Origin of the sequence: Pseudomonas sp. Ant30-3, from assembly GCF_000690905.1 — a bacterium.
Taxonomy (GTDB): Bacteria; Pseudomonadota; Gammaproteobacteria; order Pseudomonadales; family Pseudomonadaceae; genus Aquipseudomonas.
Genome location: NZ_JMCL01000098.1, coordinates 1 through 20,177, shown reverse-complemented (window position 1 = coordinate 20,177; position 20,177 = coordinate 1). Strand labels below are relative to the sequence as shown.

Sequence of the window (20,177 nt, the reverse complement as noted above, 5' to 3'; positions counted from 1 at the left end):
CAGCGGCCGACGATCTTTTAGATCATCAAAAGAAAGCCCGCCAAGGCGTGAACCTTGGCGGGCTTTTTTGTGGCCGGGTGTTTAGAACGCGCCCATGTAATCGCGCTTGCCCACTTCCACACCGTTATGACGCAGCAGCGCGTAGGTGGTGGTGACGTGGAAGAAGAATTGCGGCAGGCCGTAGCTCAGCAGGTACGCCTGACCGGTGAAGCGCTTTTCTTTCGGCGTGCCTGGGCGAGTGACGATCTCGATGCCTTCCTGGCCGTTGATCTGCTCCGGCTTAATCTCGCCGATGTAGGCCAACACCTTGCTGATCAGCGCCTGCAGTTCGGCGAAAGTAGTTTCGGTGTCGTCGTACTTCGGCACTTCCAGCTCGGCCAGACGCGAGGACACACCCTTGGCGAAATCAACGGCGATCTGCACCTGACGCACCAACGGGAACATGTCCGGGTACAGGCGGGCTTGCAGGAAAGCATTCGGGTCGATGTTTTTCGCCGTGGCGTGGGCTTCGGCCTTGTTCAGCACATCGCTCAGGGCGTTGAGCATTTGCTTGAAAACCGGAACGGAGGCGTCGTACAGGGAAATGGTCATGGCAGTCTCGTGTTGTGACAGGAGGTAAACGTGGGCCGATTATAGCCATGCTCGACGCTCCTGCGGCTTGTCTTTTATCCAGCAAGGATTAGGCTAGGCGGCTTCGACTGCATGCATCAACGGCATAGGGAAAGCGCGATGAGCACTGAGCAAGAAACCACCTTCGAAGAGCCCCGGCTCAACAGCACCGAAATCCGCATTCTCGGTTCGTTGATCGAGAAACAGGCCACCAGCCCGGAAACCTATCCGCTGACCCTTAATGCCTTGGTGACCGCCTGCAATCAGAAAACCAGTCGCGAGCCAGTGATGAACCTGACCCAGGGCCAGGTTGGGCAGAGCCTGTGCGCCCTCGAAGGACGCGGCTTCACCAAGCTGGTGATGGGCAGCCGCGCCGACCGCTGGGAGCACAAGGTCGACAAGGCGCTGGAGCTGGTGCCTGCGCAAGTGATTCTGAGCGGGTTGCTGTTCTTGCGCGGTCCGCAAACGGTCAACGAATTGCTGACCCGCAGCGGTCGCATGCATGAGTTCGAAGACGCCGAACAGGTGGTGCACCAGCTGGAACGTCTTATCGCTCGCGGGTTGGCGCTGTTGATCCCGCGTCAGTCCGGACAACGCGAAGATCGCTACATGCATGCGCTGGGGGATCCGGCGGATATCGAAGCAATCCTCGCCGCCCGGCACAATCCAGCGGAGCGCAGTGGCGTTAGCGGGGTTTCAGTAGAGCGTATTGAAGAGCTCGAAGCGCGTATTGCAGCGCTGGAAGAACGCCTGTCTCAGCTGGAGTAACCATCCGCGGTTGCTGTAGCAGCTGCCGAGACTGCGAGGCTGCGTCCGAGTGCGCAGCAGTCGTAGTTCGGCTGACGCAGGCTACCTGATGGACTGAGGCGCTGATTTTTCACGACTTCTGCGCAGCCGGACGCAGCCTCGCAGGCTCGGCAGCTGCTACAGGAATCGATGTGGCTGCCGTGCCGCTACTCGCCGTCCCAATAGTCCACGCCGTCGGCTGGGCGGGCGATGGCGACGAAGCCTGTGGCGTTGCCGTCGGCGTCGATCTTGAAATCGTCCATCACCGCGTACTTGCCGGAGTCGGGGTACTCACAAATTTCCGGCGACTGCTGCGTGCTGACTGCCAGATAACGCAATTCGCCGGCGCTGGTGTTGATGATCTGATGCGCCGCCTCTTGACCGCCGGGCGGGCAAGCGATCACGTCACCTGCGCGGATCGCAAATCGCTCGGCGCCGAGGCGAATGTGCCCTTCCCCGGCCACCACGTAAAACATTTCCTCGTTGACCCGATGGCTGTGGAACGGACTGCCGCGCATGCCCGGTTCCAGCACGTACAGCCGATAACCCAGCTTCTGCGCTCCGAGCTGCTGGCCTACGCGTGCCAGTCGCTGTTGATAGCGAGCGGCGGTTTCACCGTCGGGGGCCAAAGCTTCAGGAAGTGGCTCCAGTTCGACTTGATCCAGATTGAGAATGGGCGGATGCATGGGGAAAGCCTCGATCAGGATTGTTTGGAACGCAAGTTTTCGCTTACGGTGCAGCAGCATAGCTTGCTCGCGATAGCGGTGAATCAGCACCTGCAGTGCTGGATGCACCGGCGCGTCGCGAGCAGGCTCGCTCCCACATGGGATTGTCGTTGGGCGCGAGAACTGCGGCGGATTCTCTCCAGCCTGAGAGCGAGCCTGCTCGCTAAGAGGTCATCCCCGCCACCACCCGCTCAAGGTTCACGCCCGAGCGAATGCCACCGCTTTCTGAAACTGCTCATCCGTCGGGCGCACGCCGGTATACAGGACGAACTGCTCCAGCGCCTGGATCGCAATGACTTCCAACCCCGTAATAACCCGCTTGTCTGCGGCACGCCCCTGCACGATCAGCGGTGTTTCCGAGGGAATGGCCACTACATCGAATACCGTTTCTGCGGCGGCAATGGTCTCGGCATCGAAGGCCAATTGATCTGCCTCAGGTCCGCCGCTCATGCCGATCGGCGTGACGTTGATCAACATCTGCGGACGGCGCGCGCCCAATTCCGCTTGCCATTCATAGCCAAGCGATTGCGCCAGCGCACGACCGGCCTGCTCGTTTCGGGCCACAATCAATCCATTGCTGTAACCGCCATCACGCAAGGCGCTGGCCACGGCCTTGGCCATACCGCCACTGCCGCGCAGGGCAAACGTCGATGCCTTCGGCACCTTATGCGTGTCCAGCAATTGTGCAATGGCGATGTAATCGGTGTTATAGGCTTTGAGGTGACCATCAGTGTTGACGATGGTGTTGATTGATTGAATAGCCGCCGCCGACGCGTCCAGTTCATCGACCAGAGCAATGCTGGCTTCCTTGAATGGCATCGACACGCCGCAGCCGCGAATACCCAGTGCGCGAATGCCACCGACGGCACCCGACAGGTCCTGACTGCTAAAAGCCTTGTAGTAAAAATTCAGACCCAACTGTTCATAAAGATGATTATGAAAGCGCAGACCAAAATTCCCGGGACGCCCCGATAGGGACATGCACAGCTGGGTGTCTTTGTTGGGGTTCATCTGCATGTGAAGCTCCTTCAAATAGCACGATCCGATGGACGGGATTAGCCAGTCCACCGCGTTCAGATCGATCATATCGGCGTACGCCTGCGGGCTCCGCTCGACGGTAAAGAGACCGGTACAGACCTTACACAAAATTTACCCGGCGGCCGTGCTGAATTTTTTAAAAACGCTGTCTTAGAGGTATCCCCGCGACGATCCCTGGGTCTATCGCAGACGCAAGCGCCGGGGCGAAGAATCGAGGAATTATCATGATCCGTAACATTCCCACAGTGGCCTTGCTGATTGGTGCACTGGCTGTCGCCGGGCAGGCAGAGGCTGGCGGCGGTCACGGCTGGCAAGGGCCGGCCGTGTTCGGTGCGATCGTCGGCTCGGCGATTGTCGGTTCGGCCATCATTAACAGCAACCGGCCGGTGTATGTGCAACAACCGGTTTACGTGCAGCAGCCGGTTTATGCTCAGCCGCAGCCGGTCTATGTGCAACAGCCGCCGCCGGTTTATTACCAGCCTGCACCGGTTTATGTGCAGCAACCGGTCTACTACGGGCCGCCGCCGGTTTATTACGGACCACCACGTGGGTATTACGGGCCACCACGCGGGTATTACGGGCCGCCCCGTGGTTATTACGGTCCGCCGCGTGGGCATGGGCGCTGGTAAGCGCGCCAAGTGGCTCAGATACTTGCGAGGCGCTGATCCAGACGAGTCATGGCCTGCTGCAACTGATCGACGGCGGCATCAATCGACGCGGTCTCACGCTCGCCGCAGGCCTGTTCCAGTGCTTCGCAACAGTGGATCAGGCCCGCCGCCCGGACCATCAACGCACCACCCTTGATGCGGTGAGCCAAGGCGCGCAACTGCGGTTGATTGCCGCTGGCATGCGCCATGAGCAGTGCTTGTCGGTCACTGCGGTTAGTCACGGCCAGGTCGCTCAACAACTGATTGATCAGCTCACGATCCTCACCGACGTAGCGCTCCAGCCCGCTCAGATCGATTTCGGCAAAAGCCAACGCGTCCACGCTTGCTTCACTTGCGAAGTGATCGGCCAACCAGGCACTGAGGTCCGCCAGGCGAATCGGCTTGAACAGGCAATCGTCCATGCCAGCCTCCAGGCAGCGGGTCTTTTCCTCGGGCCGGGCATTGGCAGTGAAGCCCAGAATCGGTGTGGGCGGCAGGCCCTGCGCGCGTTCTTCATCTCGAATTGTGCCCGCCAACTCATAACCGCTGAGCACGGGCATGTTGCAGTCAGTAATGACCACGTCGAATTCATATTCGCGCCACTTTTCCAACCCTTGCTGGCCATCGTCGGCGTCCATCACGCTGTGCCCCAGATAACTCAGTTGCCGCGACAGCAACAGCCGATTGGCCGGGTAATCATCAACCACCAGGATCGTCAACCGTCGCGATGGCACTTCGGGCGATGCAACCCGCTCGCTCGGCGGCAGTGCTTGCAGGGTGGGCAGATCCAGGCTGAGTTCGATGCGCGTGCCTTGCCCCAGAACGCTGTCGAGCTGCAACGTGCCACCCATCATTTCGCACAGCGTGCGGCTGATCACCAGCCCCAGACCGGAGCCGTGTCGGGCTGAGTCAGGATTATTCCCGGCCTGCACAAACGAGCTGAACAAACGCTGCTGATCAAATGTGCTGATGCCGATACCGGTATCTTCGATCCACACTCGAATCTGCAGATGCCCCGGCACAGTGGATTCGGTATGCAGCGTCAAGCTCACTTCACCTGAATGAGTGAATTTGATGGCGTTGCTCAGCAGATTGGAAAGCACCTGCTTGAATCGCGTGGGATCGACCAGCACTGCCTGGTCGCTGCGCTCGTCCAGCTCGACACGCCAGTCGAGTTCCTTCTGACGCGCCAGACCTTCGAACACCCGGCATACCGATTCGGTCAGTGAGCGCAGATTGGCTCGCTCCGGAGCCAGCGACAGGTGCCCGGATTCGATCCGCGCGATATCCAGAATATCGCCGATCAACCCCAGAAGTTGTTGGCCGGCATTGGCGGCCACCTCGATCGCCGGACGGTCAACAAGCCCCTCGTCGGCGCGTTTCAAGGCCAATTCGAGCATCCCCAGCAAGGCATTCATTGGCGTACGGATTTCATGGCTCATGGTCGCCAGAAACGTGGTTTTAGCCCGGTTGGCGTCGTCGGCCGCGTCCTTGGCGTCCTGCAGCTGGCTGAGCAACTGCTGGCGCAGACGAATCTGCCGGCGCTGCCATGCGATCCACACCAGCGCCAGCAACAACAACGTGCCGGCAGCGGCGAACGCCTGAAAAATATCCTCGCGATGCCGCAGCCAGAAACTCTGCTCCACCATCTGATCGTTGCGCCAAAACAGCGTGAGCGCATCGATTTCTTCCGGGGCGATGCTCAGCAGCGCCTTGTCTAGAATCGCGTGCAGCTCGACAGCTTCGCGACTGGTGGCCAGCGTGGCGCGGGCCGGATCGGTCCCGACAGTGCTGGTGACCTGCAGCTTGTCCCGGTATAGCCGGGAAATCATATAGCGTGCGCCGATCAATGAGTTGATGCCGCCATCCGCCTCGCCCGAGGCAACCATTGCCATGACGTCCCCGGTCAGTGGCGCGTCGACCAGTCTGATCGCCGGGAAGTGCTGACGAATGAATTCGCCGACACTGTTGCCCTGGGTGATGGCGAGCGTTTTGCCAGCCATGTCGTCGAGCGTCGCCGGATTATGAGGGCCGATGCGCGTGACCAGCACGCTGGGGCTGGTAAGAAATGGCCGGGTGAAACGCAACTGGGTTTCACGCTCAATGCTGGGGCTGATGCCCGCTACCAGATCGACTTGGCCGGTGCTGATCCAGTCGAGCATTTCGGCCACTGATTTTGTTGGCCGTATATCAAAGTGCAGCCCGGTGCGCAGGCTGATCTTCGCCAGAACATCGGCGGCGATACCGAGCAGCTTGCCTTCGCTGTCGAAGAACGAGATCGGCATGAGGTTAGGGTTAATGGCCACGCGCAAGCGTGCGTGCCGGTCCAGCCATCTTTGCTCGGCGATGCTGAACTTCATCGTCTTCGTTGCCGCAATGGAAGCCCCGCTTGCCCCCCAGCGACGCAGGATATTCAAGCGCTCGTTGGTCGGCACCGATGCCAGTGCCTTGTTGACGATTCGCTGCAGCTGGCGGTTGCCGTCCCTCATCGCGAAGGCGAAACCGCCCGGTTCAATGTGTGAAAAATCGGCTAGTTGTACGTTATTCAGGTAGTTCTTGCTGATCAGATAATGGGTGCTGATTGCATCGCCCAGATACACTTCTGTTTGAGCGAAAGCCACCGCCCCCACCGCTTCCAGCGTCGAGGGAAAGAGCTTGACGATCGCCTCGGGATAAAAAGCCTGAACCTGCTTTGCCGGCAAGTAGTGATACAGCATGGCCAACCGTTGCTCCGCGAGGTCAGGTTGCAGGGCCTGCGGCATATCGGTCCGCGTCACCAGCACGGGTTGATCTTCGGCGTAGACCGTGGACATGCACAACTGAGGGTCCTCGACCTCGTACCGATTGGCCGTACCGAGCAGGTCCGCGGTGCCCAGCTTGATCGCTCGCACCGCGTCATCACGGCTGGCATAGCGATGAACGATGACCTCGACCTGCAATATCTGCCTGAGCAAATCGGCATAATCCGCCGTCAGGCCTTCATAGTCTGTGCCCGTTGTGGTGATATCGAAAGGTGGGTAGTCCGGCGCCGAGATTGCCAGCACCAACCGGCCCTTTTCCCGCAGCCAGCGCGTGTCCGCTTCCGTAAACCTGACGTCATGCCCGTCGACGTTGGAACGACCCAGCAGCGTCAGGGTGCGTATTTCGGCGCAGACGCTCGGTGCCCACAGCAGGCCGGTGAATACAAGTGCCAAGAGATACTTCACTGAAGTCATCATTCAGATTACGTGATTGCGCTTGGCGATATCCCTCAGGAATACGCCGGATTTCACGTGGAGTTTTTCGATCAAGCGGACTTTGTAGGTGCTGATGGTCTTGTGGCTGAGGTTCAGGCGTTTGCCGATGTCCTTGTTGCTCATGCCTTGAGAGAGGCACTGAAAAATAGTCAGCTCACGGTCCGAGAGTCTTTCGATCATTTGTGCTTCGGTTCTCTGCAGCGCGTTCAGCGCTACCGAACTCGAGGGCAACTTGACGAAGTAGCTATAGCCGGCCATGACCGCCCCCATTGCCTTTTGCAAATGATCTAAATTATTGGTTTTGGATACGTACGCTTCCGCCCCGGCGCGCATGCAGCGGTCCTGGTAATGCAGCGGTTCCTGGGAGGTGAATACCAGCACACGGCACTTCATCCCGCTCGCTCTTATCCGGGCCAGCACGTCCAGGCCATCAAGACCGGGCATGACCAGATCGAGCACCACCAGATCAGGTTTGTGTTCGCGAATTTTCGGCAGCACTTCGCTACCGGTACTCGCTTCGTGGATGTGCAGAAAACCTGCCTTCCTCAGCAGCATAGCGACGGCGGCACGCACCACCGGATGATCGTCTACGACCAGCGCTTCCATGAAAACTCCTGTCAGGCCAAGCAGAACGCAGCGCTGTGCGGTGACTCTTGCATGGAAATTTAAAAGCGACTACCTGACAGAAATGACAGTGCCGATAAACGGTAGGGATGGATCGAGCGCGGACATGAGTGTTTCGATGGTGCGCAGATCCGGTAACGCCAAGCGGGTTGTCACGACTTTGTCCTGCGCGCCTGCAGGGATCGACGACAAATGCTCGCGCTCGCCGTCATAGATAAAGGCATGACGAACCTGAGCGTTATGCAGGAAAAAACCGGGCAGGTCCATGGACGCGGGGGTCATGGAGCCATTGACCAGCACCAGGTCAAAAGGCTCGCTGGCGTACTCCACCAGGGTGAGAAGTTCGTCGAGCCCGCGCACTGGAGCAATGCGGTAGTAACCCAACTGATTGAACAATCGCTCGATGCGCATTCGATGAAAGTGCTGTTCATCGGCGATCAGGATACGGAACGTTTTAGTCTGCAAGCGGCCCCCGGAAGTCATCGGATCGTGAGGGCGCCAAGGCTACGGAAGTGTTTGCGGGCTTTATGTAGGACTATTCCTAAATTTCACGACACTTGTTCTACTACATCTCGTAGGAAGGCATTAAGAGAATTTGCTGGCAGATGATCGTTCCCACGTGCGTGGGAACGATGCTTTACGGACTTAGCTGGCCGCTGCGAGCAACACGTCCGTTACCGAACGACTGTGCGGGCGGGACTTGCCATGCTCATACAGCGAGCCGGCAATTTCATCAGCGCGAATCGGCAGGATCGACAGCAAGGTGTCGCTCAACCCGTGGCTCGCCTGACAGAAACCCTGCATGTAGATGCCCGCCCTGCAGCGCTCGTCAGTGATCAGTTTGTAATGGCGGTCGACGTCGAAGGCGCCCAGATATTCTTCCAGCGGCGCCAATAGCTGACGGTGCATTTGCCGTTCGTAACCGGTGGCCAGGACGACAGCGTCGTAATGGCGAACCGTCACTTCAGCGGTGGCGTTGTTGCGCACCGCCAGTTCGATGCCGCGCGCGGTGGCCGTGGCTTTTTCGATGGTGGTCAGGGTGCGGAAGGCATGGCGAGCAATGCCCGAAACTTTCTGCCGATAGAAGATCCCGTAGATGCGTTCGATCAGGTCAATGTCCACCACCGAATAGTTGGTGTTGTGGTACTCGTTGACCAGTCGCTCGCGCTCGCTGCTGTGCTGCTGGAACACCAGGTCGGTGAATTCCGGCGAGAACACTTCGTTGACGAACGGGCTGTCATCCGCTGGCTTCAGCGCCGAGCCACGCAGGATCATGTCGACCTGCACCGACGGGAAGCTGTCATTCAAATCAATGAAAGCTTCCGCAGCGCTCTGCCCGCCGCCGATGATCGCAACGCTCATCGGCTGATTGTTGACGCAGGGCTGTTTGGCCATTTGCGCCAGGTACTGCGAATGGTGGAACACCCGACCGTCATCTTTCAGCGCCTTGAACGCTTCGGGAATGCGTGGCGTGCCACCGGCGCTGACCACCACTGAACGGGTGGTGCGCACATGTTGCTGGCCTTGTGTATCACGGGAAATCACGCGCAACGCTTCGACCTGCTGGTTGTGCAGCACTGGCTCGATAGTCAGCACTTCTTCGCCATAGCGACTCTGCCCGGCAAATTGCCCGGCGACCCAGCGCAGGTAGTCGTTGTACTCCATGCGACACGGATAGAAGGTGCCCAGGTTGATGAAGTCGACCAGACGACCGTGATGCTTGAGGTAGTTGACGAACGAGTAAGGGCTGGTCGGATTGCGCAGGGTCACCAGGTCTTTGAGAAAGGAAATCTGCAATTCGCTCTGAGTGACCAGCGTGTTGCCATGCCAGCGATAGTCCGCCTGCTTGTCGAGAAACAGCACATCCAGTTCGCCCTGACTCGGCCCGCGTTCTTGCAGAGCGATGGCCAGCGCCAGGTTAGAAGGGCCGAAACCGACGCCGACCAGGTCGTGAACGATGGGCGATGCAATTGCCTGTGTCATTTCCAGTGTCCTCTGGATGAACCCCACAACAGTGGGGCGTATGCCTAAGTGACCTGAGCAGCGCTGCGCCGCCTTCCAAGTCGTCTGTTGAATAGGAACGAGGACAATGAAATAAAATTTAACACTACTTTCCGGAAGCAGACCTGATCAATGCGCGTCCCACTGCTGCATGCGCACACGACAATGTTTCATGGCATTGACGATGTGCTTTTCCACCAGCGTGCGGGAAATGCCCAGATGTTCGGCAATTTCCAGATGCGACAGGCCATCGATCTTGCGCAGCAAAAAACTTTCCCGGCACAGACGAGGCAGTTCGCTCAGGGCACGCTGAAGCATCTCAAGGCGCTGGCCGTGATCGAGACTGTGATGCGGCGAGGGGGTGAAATAGCGCTCTTCGCTGTCGAGCACTTCCAGCGATTCAACTTGCCGCAAGGCATTGCGCCGATGGTCGTCGATCACCAGATTGAGCGCGGTGCGATAAAGGAAAGCCCGCGGCTGCTCGATCGGCGTTTCACTGGAGCGCTCCAGAATTCGCAGATAAGCGTCATGCACCACATCTTCAGCGACCTGCCGGTTGCCTAGCTTGGCGTTGAGGAAACACACCAGCTCGCGGTAGTAGTTTTCCAACATGACTGCGGGGTCCTTTGGGCCGGATCTGCACCCTGGAATGAATGGCGGCACGATGATGGCAGCACAAGCACGTAATTTATAGTAATTCTCATATAGATTTAAAGCACTGCGTGTTCCGCGCTGTAAATAACAGCGCGGATGCAGGCTTCGACCTGTTGAACTCCAGGGTGACACTGACCGAAACAGAGGTTTGCAGGCGTTCGGCATTGACTACGGTGTTTCGCCATGTGTCGGAGGTTAAATTCCCCGGTGCTTTCCTCGTTTAAAGGACAGCTTCCCGTCCCTGCCTTCGCGGCAGCATTCAGCACATTGAACGACGGGCCGATTTTAATTGGCCGGAACCATGCATGAAACGTCCCCGACAGACCCGACGCGCCCTGCTTGCAGCACTTTGTCTGATCCCCGTCATCGCCATTGCAGCCTGGCAAGTCATCCCGCCCGGCCGAGACAAATTCGCCACGGTTGCCGTCAGCCGCGGCGACATCGAAAGCAGCGTCACGGCCCTCGGTACCCTGCAACCTCGACGCTACGTGGACGTAGGCGCACAGGCATCCGGGCAGATTCAGAAGATCCATGTGGAAGTGGGCGACGTCATCACGGAAGGCCAATTGCTGGTAGAGATCGATCCGTCCACGCAACAGGCCAAACTCGACGCCGGACGGTTCTCGATCGAGAACCTCAAAGCGCAACTCGAGGAACAACGGGCACAACACGAACTGGCGCGGCAGAAGTTCCAGCGTCAGCAGCACCTCAAGGCTGGCGGTGCGACGCGCGAAGAGGACGTGCAAACCGCCCAGGCGGAGCTGCGCGCCACCCAGGCACGTATCGACATGTTCCAGGCGCAGATCCGCCAGGCGCAAGCCAGCCTGCGCAGTGATCAGGCCGAACTCGGCTATACGCGCATTTATGCACCGATGTCCGGCACCGTGGTTGCACTTGATGCGCGAGAAGGCCAGACCTTGAACGCGCAACAGCAAACACCGCTGATTCTGCGCATTGCCAAATTGTCGCCGATGACCGTCTGGGCCGAGGTCTCGGAAGCCGATATTGGTCACGTCAAGCCGGGCATGACGGCGTGGTTCACCACGCTCAGCGGCGGCAAACGGCGCTGGAGCAGCAGCGTGCGGCAGATTCTGCCGGTGCCGCCGGAACCGTTGGACCAGACCAGCCAGGGCGGCGGAAGCCCGGCGAGCTCAAGCAAAAGCGGAAGTGCGCGTGTGGTTCTGTATACCGTGTTGCTCGATGTCGACAACGCCGACAACGCTTTGATGGCGGAAATGACCACTCAGGTGTTCTTCGTTTCCAACCAGGCGAAAGACGTACTCACCGCCCCCGTCGCCGCTCTTCAAAACGGTGCGCAACCACATATCCAGACCGCCCGGGTCATCGCCGAAAACGGCCGCGTCGAGCAACGCGATGTGCGCACCGGCATCAGCGATCGACTGCGGGTGCAGATCCTCGACGGCTTGCAGGAAGGCGATCACCTGTTGATCGGTCCGGCCGACGGGAGTGGTGGCTGAATGCAGACGCCTCTGATCGACCTGCAGGACATTCGCAAATCCTACGGCGGCGGCGACGTCCCGCACGTTCACGTATTACGCGGCATCGACCTGGCGATTCATGCCGGTGAGTTCGTCGCGATTGTCGGCGCCTCCGGTTCCGGCAAGTCGACGCTGATGAACATCCTCGGCTGCCTCGATCGCCCGACCTCGGGTGAATACCGTTTTGCCGGGGAAAACGTTGCCGCACTCGACAGCGATCAACTGGCATGGCTGCGCCGCGAAGCCTTTGGTTTTGTGTTCCAGGGCTACCACCTGATCCCGTCCGGCTCGGCCCAGGAAAATGTCGAGATGCCGGCGATCTACGCGGGTCTGCCCGCCGCCGAGCGCCACGCCCGCGCCGCCGCCCTGCTCGACCGCCTCGGCCTGGGCTCGCGCACCGGCAACCGTCCGCATCAACTCTCTGGCGGGCAACAGCAACGCGTCTCCATCGCCCGCGCCTTGATGAACGGCGGGCACATCATCCTTGCCGACGAACCCACTGGCGCCCTCGACAGCCACAGCGGCGCCGAGGTCATGACACTGCTGGACGAGCTGGCGAGCCAGGGCCACGTGGTGATCCTCATCACCCACGACCGTGAAGTGGCGGCGCGGGCCAAACGCATCATCGAAATCCGTGACGGGCTGATCATCAGCGACAGCGCGCACCACAATCCGGACGTACAAACCAGTGCCAACCCCGGCGCGCTGCAAGCGGTCGACCTGCGCAAGCGCCTGACCGAAGGCGCCGAAGCCACGGGCGCGTGGAAAGGCGAATTGGTGGACGCCGTGCACGCCGCCTGGCGGGTGATGTGGATCAACAGGTTTCGCACGGCGCTGACGTTGCTCGGCATCATCATCGGCGTCGCGTCGGTGGTGGTGATGCTGGCCGTGGGTGAAGGCAGCAAGCGTCAGGTCATGGCGCAAATGGGCGCCTTCGGTTCCAACATCATTTACCTCAGCGGCTCGGCCCCGAACCCGCGAACGCCACTGGGAATCATCACCCTCGATGACGTCGCGGCCGTGGGCAGCCTGCCGCAGGTGACGCGCATCATGCCGGTCAACGGCCAGGAAGCCGGGGTGCGTTTCGGCAATCTCGACCATCTCAGCTACGTTGGCGGTAATGACACAAACTTCCCGGCGATCTTCAATTGGCCGGTGGTCGAAGGCAGTTATTTCACCCAGGACGATGAACGCAACGCCGCCGCTGTAGCGGTAATCGGTCACAAAGTGCGGACCAAACTGCTCAAGGACGTGGCCAATCCGATCGGCCAGTACATCCTGATCGAAAACGTGCCGTTCCAGGTGGTCGGAGTGCTGGCGGAAAAAGGCGCCAGCTCCGGCGACAGTGACAGCGACGACCGCATCGCCATTCCGTATTCCGCCGCCAGCGTTCGCTTGTTCGGCACCCACGACCCGGAATACGTGGCCATCGCGGCCGCTGATGCACGCAAGGTCAAAGAGACGGAAGCCGCCATCGAGCAGCTGATGCTGCGGCTGCACAACGGCAAGAAGGATTTCGAACTGACCAACAACGCTGCGATGATCCAGGCCGAAGCGCGCACGCAAAATACGCTGTCGCTGATGCTCGGTTCGATCGCCGCGATCTCGCTGTTGGTAGGCGGCATCGGCGTGATGAACATCATGCTCATGACCGTGCGCGAACGCACTCGCGAGATCGGTATCCGCATGGCCACCGGCGCCCGTCAGCGTGACATCCTGCGCCAGTTCCTCACCGAGGCGCTGATGCTATCCGTGGTCGGCGGGCTCGCCGGCATTGCCTTGGCATTGATCGTCGGCGGCGTGCTGATTCTGAGTGAAGTGGCGGTCGCGTTTTCTTTGATAGCGGTAGTCGGGGCGTTCGGCTGTGCCTTGATCACCGGTGTTGTCTTCGGCTTCATGCCGGCTCGCAAAGCTGCCCGGCTCGACCCGGTCACGGCCCTTACCAGTGAATGATCGATTGATGAAACCGCGCCTGAGTCTGTTGAGTCTTTGCCTGCTGGTCGGCGGGTGCAGCACGCCCGCCCAGCGCCCGGACAGCGGCATCGTCCCGCCCACCGCCTGGCAGTCGCCGCATACGCAGAGCGCCACTCGCAGTAACCTGCAGTGGTGGCGGCAATTCAACAGCAGCGAACTTGAAAGCCTGATCGAGCAAGCGCAGGTTGGCAGTCATGACCTCGCCGCTGCAGTGGCGCGGGTGCGTCAAGGGCGGGCCGACACCGTAATCGCCGGCGGCTCGCGGTTGCCCGAAGTCAATGCCGCCCTCAACGCCAACCGGCAAAAACTGCTGCGTGGCAACGGTTACAGCCAGCTCGATGCCGACAGTGACAACAAGGCCGTTGATTACTTCAACGCCAGCCTCAGCGCCAGTTACGAGATTGACTTTTGGGGCGGTCAACGGGCGTCCCGTGACAGTGCGCGATTCGCTTTGCAGGCCAGCGAATTCGATCAGGCGACAGTGGAATTGACGCTGCTCAGCGGAGTAGCTGATACCTATGCGCAGACGTTGTCGCTGCGTGAACAAAGTCGCATCGCCGAGCTAAACCTGGCTAATGCGCAGAACGTATTGAAACTGGTGCAGACGCGCTTTGACTCAGGCTCTGCAACGGCGCTGGAGTTGGCGCAGCAAAAGAGCCTGGTGGCGGCGCAACAACGGCAATTGCCGACGGTGCAGCAGCAGGCGCAGGACGCCTTGATCAGTCTGGCTGCCCTCCTCGGCCGGCCGGTTCAGCAACTGGCGGTGGGTCAAGAGCGTTTTGATCAACTGTCATGGCCGACCATCGCAACTGGCGTGCCCAGCGAACTGCTCACTCGGCGTCCGGACATCGCCCGGGCGGAGGCGCAACTGTCCGCCGCACAAGCCGACGTTGCCGTCGCCCGTGCTGCGATGCTGCCGAAGGTGACCTTGAGCGCAGAACTCGGCTCGGGGGCAGATCGGGCGGCGGACATTTTGCGCAGCCCTTTCTATAACCTCACTGCCGGTTTGCTTGCGCCGATTTTCAACAACGGTCGCTTGAGCGCCGAGCGCGATAAGTCGAAGGCCCGCCAGGAAGAACTGCTGGAGACGTATCGCGGGGCGATTATCAACGGCTTTGCCGACGTGGAAAAAGCCCTCAACAGCATCCGCGGGCTGGATGAACAGCGCCAATGGCAAAGCGAAGAGCTCACCCAGGCGCAAACCGCATTCACACTTGCGCAAAGCCGTTACCAGGCGGGTGCCGAAGATTTGCTGACCGTACTGGAAACCCAGCGCACGCTGTATGCCGCGCAAGATTTGAATGTGCGGCTGCGGTTGTCCAGGCTGCAGGCGAGCATTGCGCTGTACAAGGCGTTGGGCGGCGGGTGGCAGGTGTTGTGATTATCAGCGCCTGCGAATTCGCTATCGCGAGCAGGCTCGCTCCCACAGTTGACTGCGTTTATCTAAACAACCCGGTCGACTGTGGGAGCGGGCTTGCTCGCTCCTACAGTTGACCGCGTTTATCCAGACGACCCGGTCGATTGTGGGAGCGGGTTGCTCGCGAAGAACGCTAACTCGGTTGACCGGTTTAACTGGTAATCGGCTTGCTCTTCAGATGACGCGCATACCAAGGTCGTTGCGGCACTTTCCTGAACAAATCGGTCAGTTTCTTCTCGTCTTCACCAAAGGTGATGCGCAACGCCAGTTTCATGGTTTCCGGGTCCATCTCAACCGACTTGTCGGCCTGCAACCCCGGCGTGGTACTGCAACCGTGCGTGTCTGGCCCCAGCCAAGGGTCTGCGATCTCGACCCAGCGTCCCGGCGCAAACCAGGCCACGCCATTGACTTCGAGCCGACTGACCTCGCCCGGATGAAAACGCTCATGGGCGCGGAACCAGTCCTCGAGACGGTCGTCGATCCAGCCGTGAAAATGCCAGAACACCGGGTTTACATGGGATGAAAACGGGTCGCCAAGGAAGTCGTTTTCCGCCGCGAACCAGCGCGCGGAAAAGTCTGCGGTGTCGCGGGCAAACGGCACCGGCTGGCCGTTGGACGGGTCCCGTGGCACCGACGCCCAGCGCATGTGCAGCCAGTCATGCAACCCCAGCTCGACCTCCGAACCGAACTGCCCCAAGGTCAACTTGGCCAGGTAACGCGGGTCACGGTAGCGCGATTCCCACACCTGAAAATTGCTGTGGTAAGTCTCGGCAGTCTTGATGTCGCTAACCCATTGCGAGTACTCGGCATCGTCGTCGGCCAGCCAGGTCGGTGGCAGCGCGGTGCCGTCGTGGTTATCGCAGTAGTTGGCGAAACCGATGCGATCCCGGGCCAGTTCCGGCTGTGGTAACGGAAAGTGCTGCCATGACGGTAAATCCTGCATCGAACGCGCCGTGCCCAGCATGTGCCGGTGCATGAAGAAAAAGTCTACGCCCGAGCCATTGCGATCCTTGCGCGCCCCCCTGGCATCACGTTCCTTGTCTCTTGGGCCTGGCTGCCAGCCAATGCCTCGCAAGGCGTTGCGCTTGTCTTCGGAGAGGCTGTGCCATTTGTCGCGCGAGGCATGCCAGAGCTGGTGAAACAGCCGATGTTCGGCGGACACCAGCCAGGCCAGCAGTGGCGCGTTGAGACCGGTCCGCTCGCGAGCTTCGGGAAAAACCCGTTTGACCGCAATGAAGCGGTTGTCCTGCGCAGTCATTATCAGTGGGCGATCGAGGTTCAACACCCGACCACTGAGCGTGCCGCTGCCGGCATTGCCGAACCCGGCCCAGACTTCGTCCAGGGTCATGCTGAATTCGTAATCCGGTGAGCCATTTGCGGTACTGGCATTGACCAACCGCCAGCTCAATTCAGACGGATCGGCTTGCGCCAGATCGCCCAGCACCCGATAGCGTGGCTCTTCATCCGAACGCAAGCGCTGAGCGGTGTCGAGAAACCCGACCAGGCCGCGGCCTTTATGGCCGACATCGAGAAACACTTCCAGCCCGTCCCGAGGCAGGCCTTCAATACCGGCGTCACGTCCTTCGAAACGAATCTGCCAGACACCGCGTAATGCGTTCGCCAACTGCTGGCCGGCGATACCCGCCACATCGAATGAAGCTTCGCCGGGGGTGATCGCCGGATCCGGTTTCGTCCATTCGCGATGCCCATAAAATGCCGCAGGCACGGCGGCGCCGGTCAGCGCCAGGCCTGCCATGAACCATCGTCGAGAAATCCTCATCGCCCTACCTGTGTCAGCCATGGAGCAGGCTTTGTCCAAGCTAGAACGTTTGTTGCCTGTGAAAATTTAAAAGCATCGCGAGCAGGCTCGCTCCCACAAGGAGTGGGTGAACACCGAAGATCCCCTGTGGGAGCGAGCCTGCTCGCGATGGCGTCATCAGCCCACTAAATTTTCAAACGGGCCAATCGTTCCTCCCAGATAGCAAAGGCCCCTGCGCCCGCAGCGGGGCGCGAACCTGACTGAGATGGCAATGACAAAACCCCGTTCGAAAAAGGCTTTCTACATTGCCCTGCCCTTGGCGCTGGCCATCGTTGGCGGGGCAGGCTTTGCGGCCTGGGACAATTGGTTCAACGCTAACCCCGGCTACCCGGTCGCCGTGATGAAACAGGCGGATGAGCTGCAAGAGCGCATGCTCTCTTTCGACAGCCACATCACCGTGCCGATGGATTTTGGCACGGCCGGCAATGAAGCCGACAAGGACGGCAGCGGGCAATTTGACCTGGTCAAGACCGGGCGCGGTCGGCTGTCCGGCGCGGCCCTGACGATCTTTGGCTGGCCGGAAATCTGGAATGGCGCCAACGCCCCGCACCGCCCCACTGCCGGTTTCGTCGACGAAGCCCGTTTCGAGCAGGAAACCCGCTACAAAATCATCAGCACCATGGTTCGTGACTTCCCCAATCAGGTCGCCATCGCCTACACCCCGGACGATTTCCGCCGCCTGCACGGCGAAGGCAAATTCGCGATTTTCATCAGCATGCTCAATGCCTATCCGCTGGGCGACGATATCAATGCTCTGGACAAATGGGCCGCTCGCGGCATGCGCATGTTCGGCTTCAGTTACGTGGGCAACAATGCCTGGGCGGATTCTTCACGACCGCTGCCGTTCTTCAATGATTCGCGCGACGCCCTGGGTGGGCTGTCGGAGATTGGCAAACAAGCGGTGCGACGTTTGAACGATCTGGGCGTGATCATCGATGTGTCGCAGATGTCGACCAAGGCGCTGGAACAAGTTGCCCGGCTGAGCCGCACGCCGATGGTCGCCTCGCATTCAGCACCGCGTGCGCTGGTGGACATTCCGCGCAACCTCAGTGATCAGGAAATGCGACTGATCAAAAACAGCGGCGGCGTGGTGCAGATTGTCGGTTTCCCGACGTACATCAAGCCGCTGAGCCAAACCACGCGAGACAAACTCAACGCCCTGCGCGCGCGCTTCGACCTGCAACCGCTGCAGGGTCTGGAGATGGCGTTGATGCCGGGTGATCCGATCATCACCGTCTGGTCTGAACAGCGCTTCGGCGAATACGCCAGCCAGCTTTACGCGATTGTCGACGAAGAGCCGAAAGCCACGCTCAAGGACTACGGTGACGCGATCGACTACGCGGTGAAGAAAATCGGTATCGACCACGTCGGCATCAGCTCCGACTTCAATGACGGCGGCGGTCTGAATGGCTGGAAGGATGTCAGCGAAGCACGCAACGTGACCGCCGAGCTGATCAGCCGTGGCTACAGCGAGTCCGATATCGCCAAGCTCTGGGGCGGTAACTTCCTGCGGGTCTGGGACCAGGTGCAGGCGTCGTCCAGACCGCTGGCGAAAAACTGATTGCTCTTTGCAGAAGCGAACCGACTCATGACCAATCGTCGATCTTTCCTCAAGCAGGCCGGTATTCTAGCGGCTGGCCTGCCCCTGAGTTCTGCCGTGAACTTGCCGGCGCTGGCTGCCAATTCACAGCCGCTGCCCCAAGACAAATGGGCGCAATTGCGCCTGTTGTTCGACCAGGACCCGGACTACCTTCACTTTGCCAACTTTCTGCTCACGTCCCACCCCCGGCCGGTGCGTGAGGCCATTGAACGCCACCGCGCCAACCTCGATCGCAACCCGGGCCTGGCGATGGACTGGGACCTGGGCGAAAGCGAAAAACGCGAGCAAGCGGTTCGCGTCTGGGCCGGTCGTTACCTCAAGGCCAGGCCCGAACAAATTGCCCTGACCGGCAGCACCACCGAAGGCCTGTCGCTGATCTACGGCGGTATTCATGTGCGCCCGGATCAGGAAATCCTCACCAGCGAGCACGAACACTACGCAACCAACTACGCCTTGGGCTATCGCCAGCAAAAGGACGGGGTCAAGGTGCGCAAGCTCAAGCTGTTCGAGAACAGCCACAACGTGTCGGCCGATGAGGTGGTGGGTTCGATTGCCCAAGGTATCCGCGCCGAAACCCGTGTACTGGGCATGACTTGGGTGCAGTCCGGCAGCGGCGTGAAACTGCCGATCGGAGAGATCGGCAAGCTGGTTGAGGAGCACAATCGCCATCGCGAGGAAAAGGACCGCATCCTCTATGTGGTCGATGGCGTGCACGGTTTTGGTGTCGAAGACCTCGACTTCCCCGACATGCATTGCGATTTCTTCATCGCAGGTACTCACAAATGGATGTTCGGCCCGCGTGGCACCGGCATCATCTGCGCCCGTTCCGCCGAGCTCAAGGACGTTACGCCGACGATTCCGACCTTCTCCGAAGCGACCACGTTCTCGACCATCATGACCCCCGGCGGTTATCACAGTTTCGAGCACCGCTGGGCCTTGGACGAAGCGTTCAAGCTGCACCTGGAACTGGGCAAGGCCGAGGTGCAGGCGCGCATCCACGCACTTAATACTTATGCGAAAAACCGCCTGCTGGAAGACCCTCGGGTCGAACTGGTCACGCCAAAGAGCCCGGACCTGTCCGCCGGTTTCACTTTCTTCCGGATCAAAGACCACGACTGCGAAAAAATCGTCGCTCAGTTGATGCAAAACCGCGTGATCTGCGACTCGGTGGACCGCGACGTCGGCCCGGTGATCCGCATAGCGCCCGGGTTGCTCAATACAGAAAACACAATCGACCGGTTCATTGCCGTGCTGAGCCAGATCGCCTGACCTTGCGGCACGGAAGTTTTTGTAGTTTGAGAGCTTCTGCAGCAAAGGAGCTTTTGTGGCTTGAGGGCTTCTGTGGCAAAGGGGCTTTTGTGGCTTGAGGACTTCTCTGGCAAAGGGGCTTTTGTGGCTTGAGGACTTCTCTGGCAAAGGGGCTTTTGTGGCGAGGGGGTTTACCCCCGTTCGGCTGCGAAGCAGTCGCAAGACCTGCTGGCACAATGTATCTGAAGAAATGCTGGGCCGGCTGCGCCACCCAACGGGGGTAAACCCCCTCGCCACAGA

At 59.9% G+C, this 20,177-nt stretch carries 16 protein-coding genes; 7 read left to right on the top strand and 9 right to left on the bottom strand.

Annotated elements, in window-relative coordinates:
* Window positions 1-81: 81 nt before the first annotated feature.
* Window positions 82-591, bottom strand: coding sequence for a DUF1993 domain-containing protein (locus DU29_RS0122500; protein ID WP_028623735.1), 510 nt, complete (start codon window positions 589-591; stop codon window positions 82-84).
* Window positions 592-729: 138 nt separating this feature from the next.
* On the opposite strand from DU29_RS0122500, the gene DU29_RS0122495 reads away from it, so the two are divergent.
* Window positions 730-1,377: a YceH family protein gene (locus DU29_RS0122495; RefSeq protein WP_028623734.1), complete on the top strand. Its 648-nt coding sequence runs from the start codon at window positions 730-732 to the stop codon at window positions 1,375-1,377.
* Window positions 1,378-1,562: 185 nt separating this feature from the next.
* Here DU29_RS0122495 and DU29_RS0122490 read toward each other — a convergent pair whose 3' ends face one another.
* Window positions 1,563-2,081, bottom strand: a complete 519-nt coding sequence (locus DU29_RS0122490; RefSeq protein WP_028623733.1) for a cupin domain-containing protein — start codon at window positions 2,079-2,081, stop codon at window positions 1,563-1,565.
* A gap of 237 nt (window positions 2,082-2,318) precedes the next feature.
* Window positions 2,319-3,137: a shikimate 5-dehydrogenase gene (locus DU29_RS0122485; protein WP_028623732.1), complete on the bottom strand. Its 819-nt coding sequence runs from the start codon at window positions 3,135-3,137 to the stop codon at window positions 2,319-2,321.
* A gap of 245 nt (window positions 3,138-3,382) precedes the next feature.
* Between DU29_RS0122485 and DU29_RS0122480 the strand changes: the two genes are divergently transcribed.
* A complete protein-coding gene (locus DU29_RS0122480; protein WP_028623731.1) occupies window positions 3,383-3,787 on the top strand; it encodes a hypothetical protein in 405 nt (134 codons plus the stop codon).
* 14 nt (window positions 3,788-3,801) lie between these two features.
* Here DU29_RS0122480 and DU29_RS0122475 read toward each other — a convergent pair whose 3' ends face one another.
* The 5 genes from DU29_RS0122475 to DU29_RS0122455 all read right to left on the bottom strand — a co-directional run bounded on the left by DU29_RS0122475 (window position 3,802) and on the right by DU29_RS0122455 (window position 10,278).
* Window positions 3,802-7,020 (bottom strand): transporter substrate-binding domain-containing protein, encoded by a 3,219-nt coding sequence (locus tag DU29_RS0122475; protein ID WP_033050799.1) that lies wholly within the window; start codon window positions 7,018-7,020, stop codon window positions 3,802-3,804.
* A 3-nt stretch (window positions 7,021-7,023) separates the two neighbouring features.
* Entirely contained in the window at window positions 7,024-7,647 is a 624-nt protein-coding gene (locus DU29_RS0122470) for a response regulator transcription factor (RefSeq protein ID WP_033050795.1), read from the bottom strand.
* A 69-nt stretch (window positions 7,648-7,716) separates the two neighbouring features.
* Window positions 7,717-8,130 (bottom strand): response regulator, encoded by a 414-nt coding sequence (locus DU29_RS0122465; protein ID WP_028623728.1) that lies wholly within the window; start codon window positions 8,128-8,130, stop codon window positions 7,717-7,719.
* Between the two features lie 180 nt (window positions 8,131-8,310).
* Window positions 8,311-9,648 (bottom strand): lysine N(6)-hydroxylase/L-ornithine N(5)-oxygenase family protein, encoded by a 1,338-nt coding sequence (locus tag DU29_RS0122460; RefSeq protein ID WP_028623727.1) that lies wholly within the window; start codon window positions 9,646-9,648, stop codon window positions 8,311-8,313.
* 147 nt (window positions 9,649-9,795) lie between these two features.
* Window positions 9,796-10,278 (bottom strand): sigma-70 family RNA polymerase sigma factor, encoded by a 483-nt coding sequence (locus DU29_RS0122455; protein ID WP_028623726.1) that lies wholly within the window; start codon window positions 10,276-10,278, stop codon window positions 9,796-9,798.
* Window positions 10,279-10,625: 347 nt separating this feature from the next.
* Here DU29_RS0122455 and DU29_RS0122450 point away from each other — a divergent pair, with 347 nt between their 5' ends.
* The 3 genes from DU29_RS0122450 to DU29_RS0122440 are packed head-to-tail and all read left to right on the top strand — an operon-like array spanning window position 10,626 to window position 15,174.
* On the top strand, window positions 10,626-11,798 hold the full coding sequence (locus DU29_RS0122450) for an efflux RND transporter periplasmic adaptor subunit (protein WP_028623725.1): 1,173 nt from the start codon (window positions 10,626-10,628) through the stop codon (window positions 11,796-11,798).
* Window positions 11,799-13,772 carry a MacB family efflux pump subunit gene (locus tag DU29_RS0122445; protein ID WP_028623724.1) on the top strand — a complete coding sequence of 658 codons (1,974 nt, stop codon included), beginning with the start codon at window positions 11,799-11,801 and terminating at the stop codon, window positions 13,770-13,772.
* A 7-nt stretch (window positions 13,773-13,779) separates the two neighbouring features.
* Entirely contained in the window at window positions 13,780-15,174 is a 1,395-nt protein-coding gene (locus DU29_RS0122440) for an efflux transporter outer membrane subunit (RefSeq protein WP_028623723.1), read from the top strand.
* Window positions 15,175-15,361: 187 nt separating this feature from the next.
* Here the strand turns inward: DU29_RS0122440 and pvdP are convergent, their stop codons facing one another.
* Window positions 15,362-16,990 (bottom strand): pyoverdine maturation tyrosinase PvdP, encoded by a 1,629-nt coding sequence (gene pvdP / locus DU29_RS0122435; protein ID WP_028623722.1) that lies wholly within the window; start codon window positions 16,988-16,990, stop codon window positions 15,362-15,364.
* A gap of 250 nt (window positions 16,991-17,240) precedes the next feature.
* On the opposite strand from pvdP, the gene pvdM reads away from it, so the two are divergent.
* Together pvdM and pvdN are read left to right on the top strand one after the other, a co-directional pair.
* Complete coding sequence (pvdM, locus tag DU29_RS0122430) at window positions 17,241-18,590, top strand: pyoverdine-tailoring dipeptidase-like protein PvdM (RefSeq protein ID WP_028623721.1); 1,350 nt, start codon at window positions 17,241-17,243, stop codon at window positions 18,588-18,590.
* Between the two features lie 27 nt (window positions 18,591-18,617).
* Window positions 18,618-19,898, top strand: a complete 1,281-nt coding sequence (pvdN, locus tag DU29_RS0122425) for a pyoverdine-tailoring periplasmic protein PvdN (RefSeq protein ID WP_028623720.1) — start codon at window positions 18,618-18,620, stop codon at window positions 19,896-19,898.
* Window positions 19,899-20,177 lie beyond the last annotated feature (279 nt).

Excerpts from the sequence above, each read along its gene's own strand:
- DU29_RS0122495 (WP_028623734.1), top strand. The coding sequence starts at position 730 with ATGAGCACTGAGCAAGAAACCACCTTCGAAGAGCCCCGGCTCAACAGC.
- DU29_RS0122440 (WP_028623723.1), top strand. The coding sequence starts at position 13,780 with ATGAAACCGCGCCTGAGTCTGTTGAGTCTTTGCCTGCTGGTCGGCGGG.
- DU29_RS0122450 (WP_028623725.1), top strand. The coding sequence starts at position 10,626 with ATGAAACGTCCCCGACAGACCCGACGCGCCCTGCTTGCAGCACTTTGT.
- DU29_RS0122475 (WP_033050799.1), bottom strand. The coding sequence starts at position 7,020 with ATGACTTCAGTGAAGTATCTCTTGGCACTTGTATTCACCGGCCTGCTG.
- pvdM (WP_028623721.1), top strand. The coding sequence starts at position 17,241 with ATGACAAAACCCCGTTCGAAAAAGGCTTTCTACATTGCCCTGCCCTTG.
- DU29_RS0122480 (WP_028623731.1), top strand. The coding sequence starts at position 3,383 with ATGATCCGTAACATTCCCACAGTGGCCTTGCTGATTGGTGCACTGGCT.
- DU29_RS0122470 (WP_033050795.1), bottom strand. The coding sequence starts at position 7,647 with ATGGAAGCGCTGGTCGTAGACGATCATCCGGTGGTGCGTGCCGCCGTC.
- DU29_RS0122500 (WP_028623735.1), bottom strand. The coding sequence starts at position 591 with ATGACCATTTCCCTGTACGACGCCTCCGTTCCGGTTTTCAAGCAAATG.
- DU29_RS0122485 (WP_028623732.1), bottom strand. The coding sequence starts at position 3,137 with ATGCAGATGAACCCCAACAAAGACACCCAGCTGTGCATGTCCCTATCG.
- pvdP (WP_028623722.1), bottom strand. The coding sequence starts at position 16,990 with ATGAGGATTTCTCGACGATGGTTCATGGCAGGCCTGGCGCTGACCGGC.
- DU29_RS0122490 (WP_028623733.1), bottom strand. The coding sequence starts at position 2,081 with ATGCATCCGCCCATTCTCAATCTGGATCAAGTCGAACTGGAGCCACTT.
- pvdN (WP_028623720.1), top strand. The coding sequence starts at position 18,618 with ATGACCAATCGTCGATCTTTCCTCAAGCAGGCCGGTATTCTAGCGGCT.
- DU29_RS0122455 (WP_028623726.1), bottom strand. The coding sequence starts at position 10,278 with ATGTTGGAAAACTACTACCGCGAGCTGGTGTGTTTCCTCAACGCCAAG.
- DU29_RS0122445 (WP_028623724.1), top strand. The coding sequence starts at position 11,799 with ATGCAGACGCCTCTGATCGACCTGCAGGACATTCGCAAATCCTACGGC.
- DU29_RS0122460 (WP_028623727.1), bottom strand. The coding sequence starts at position 9,648 with ATGACACAGGCAATTGCATCGCCCATCGTTCACGACCTGGTCGGCGTC.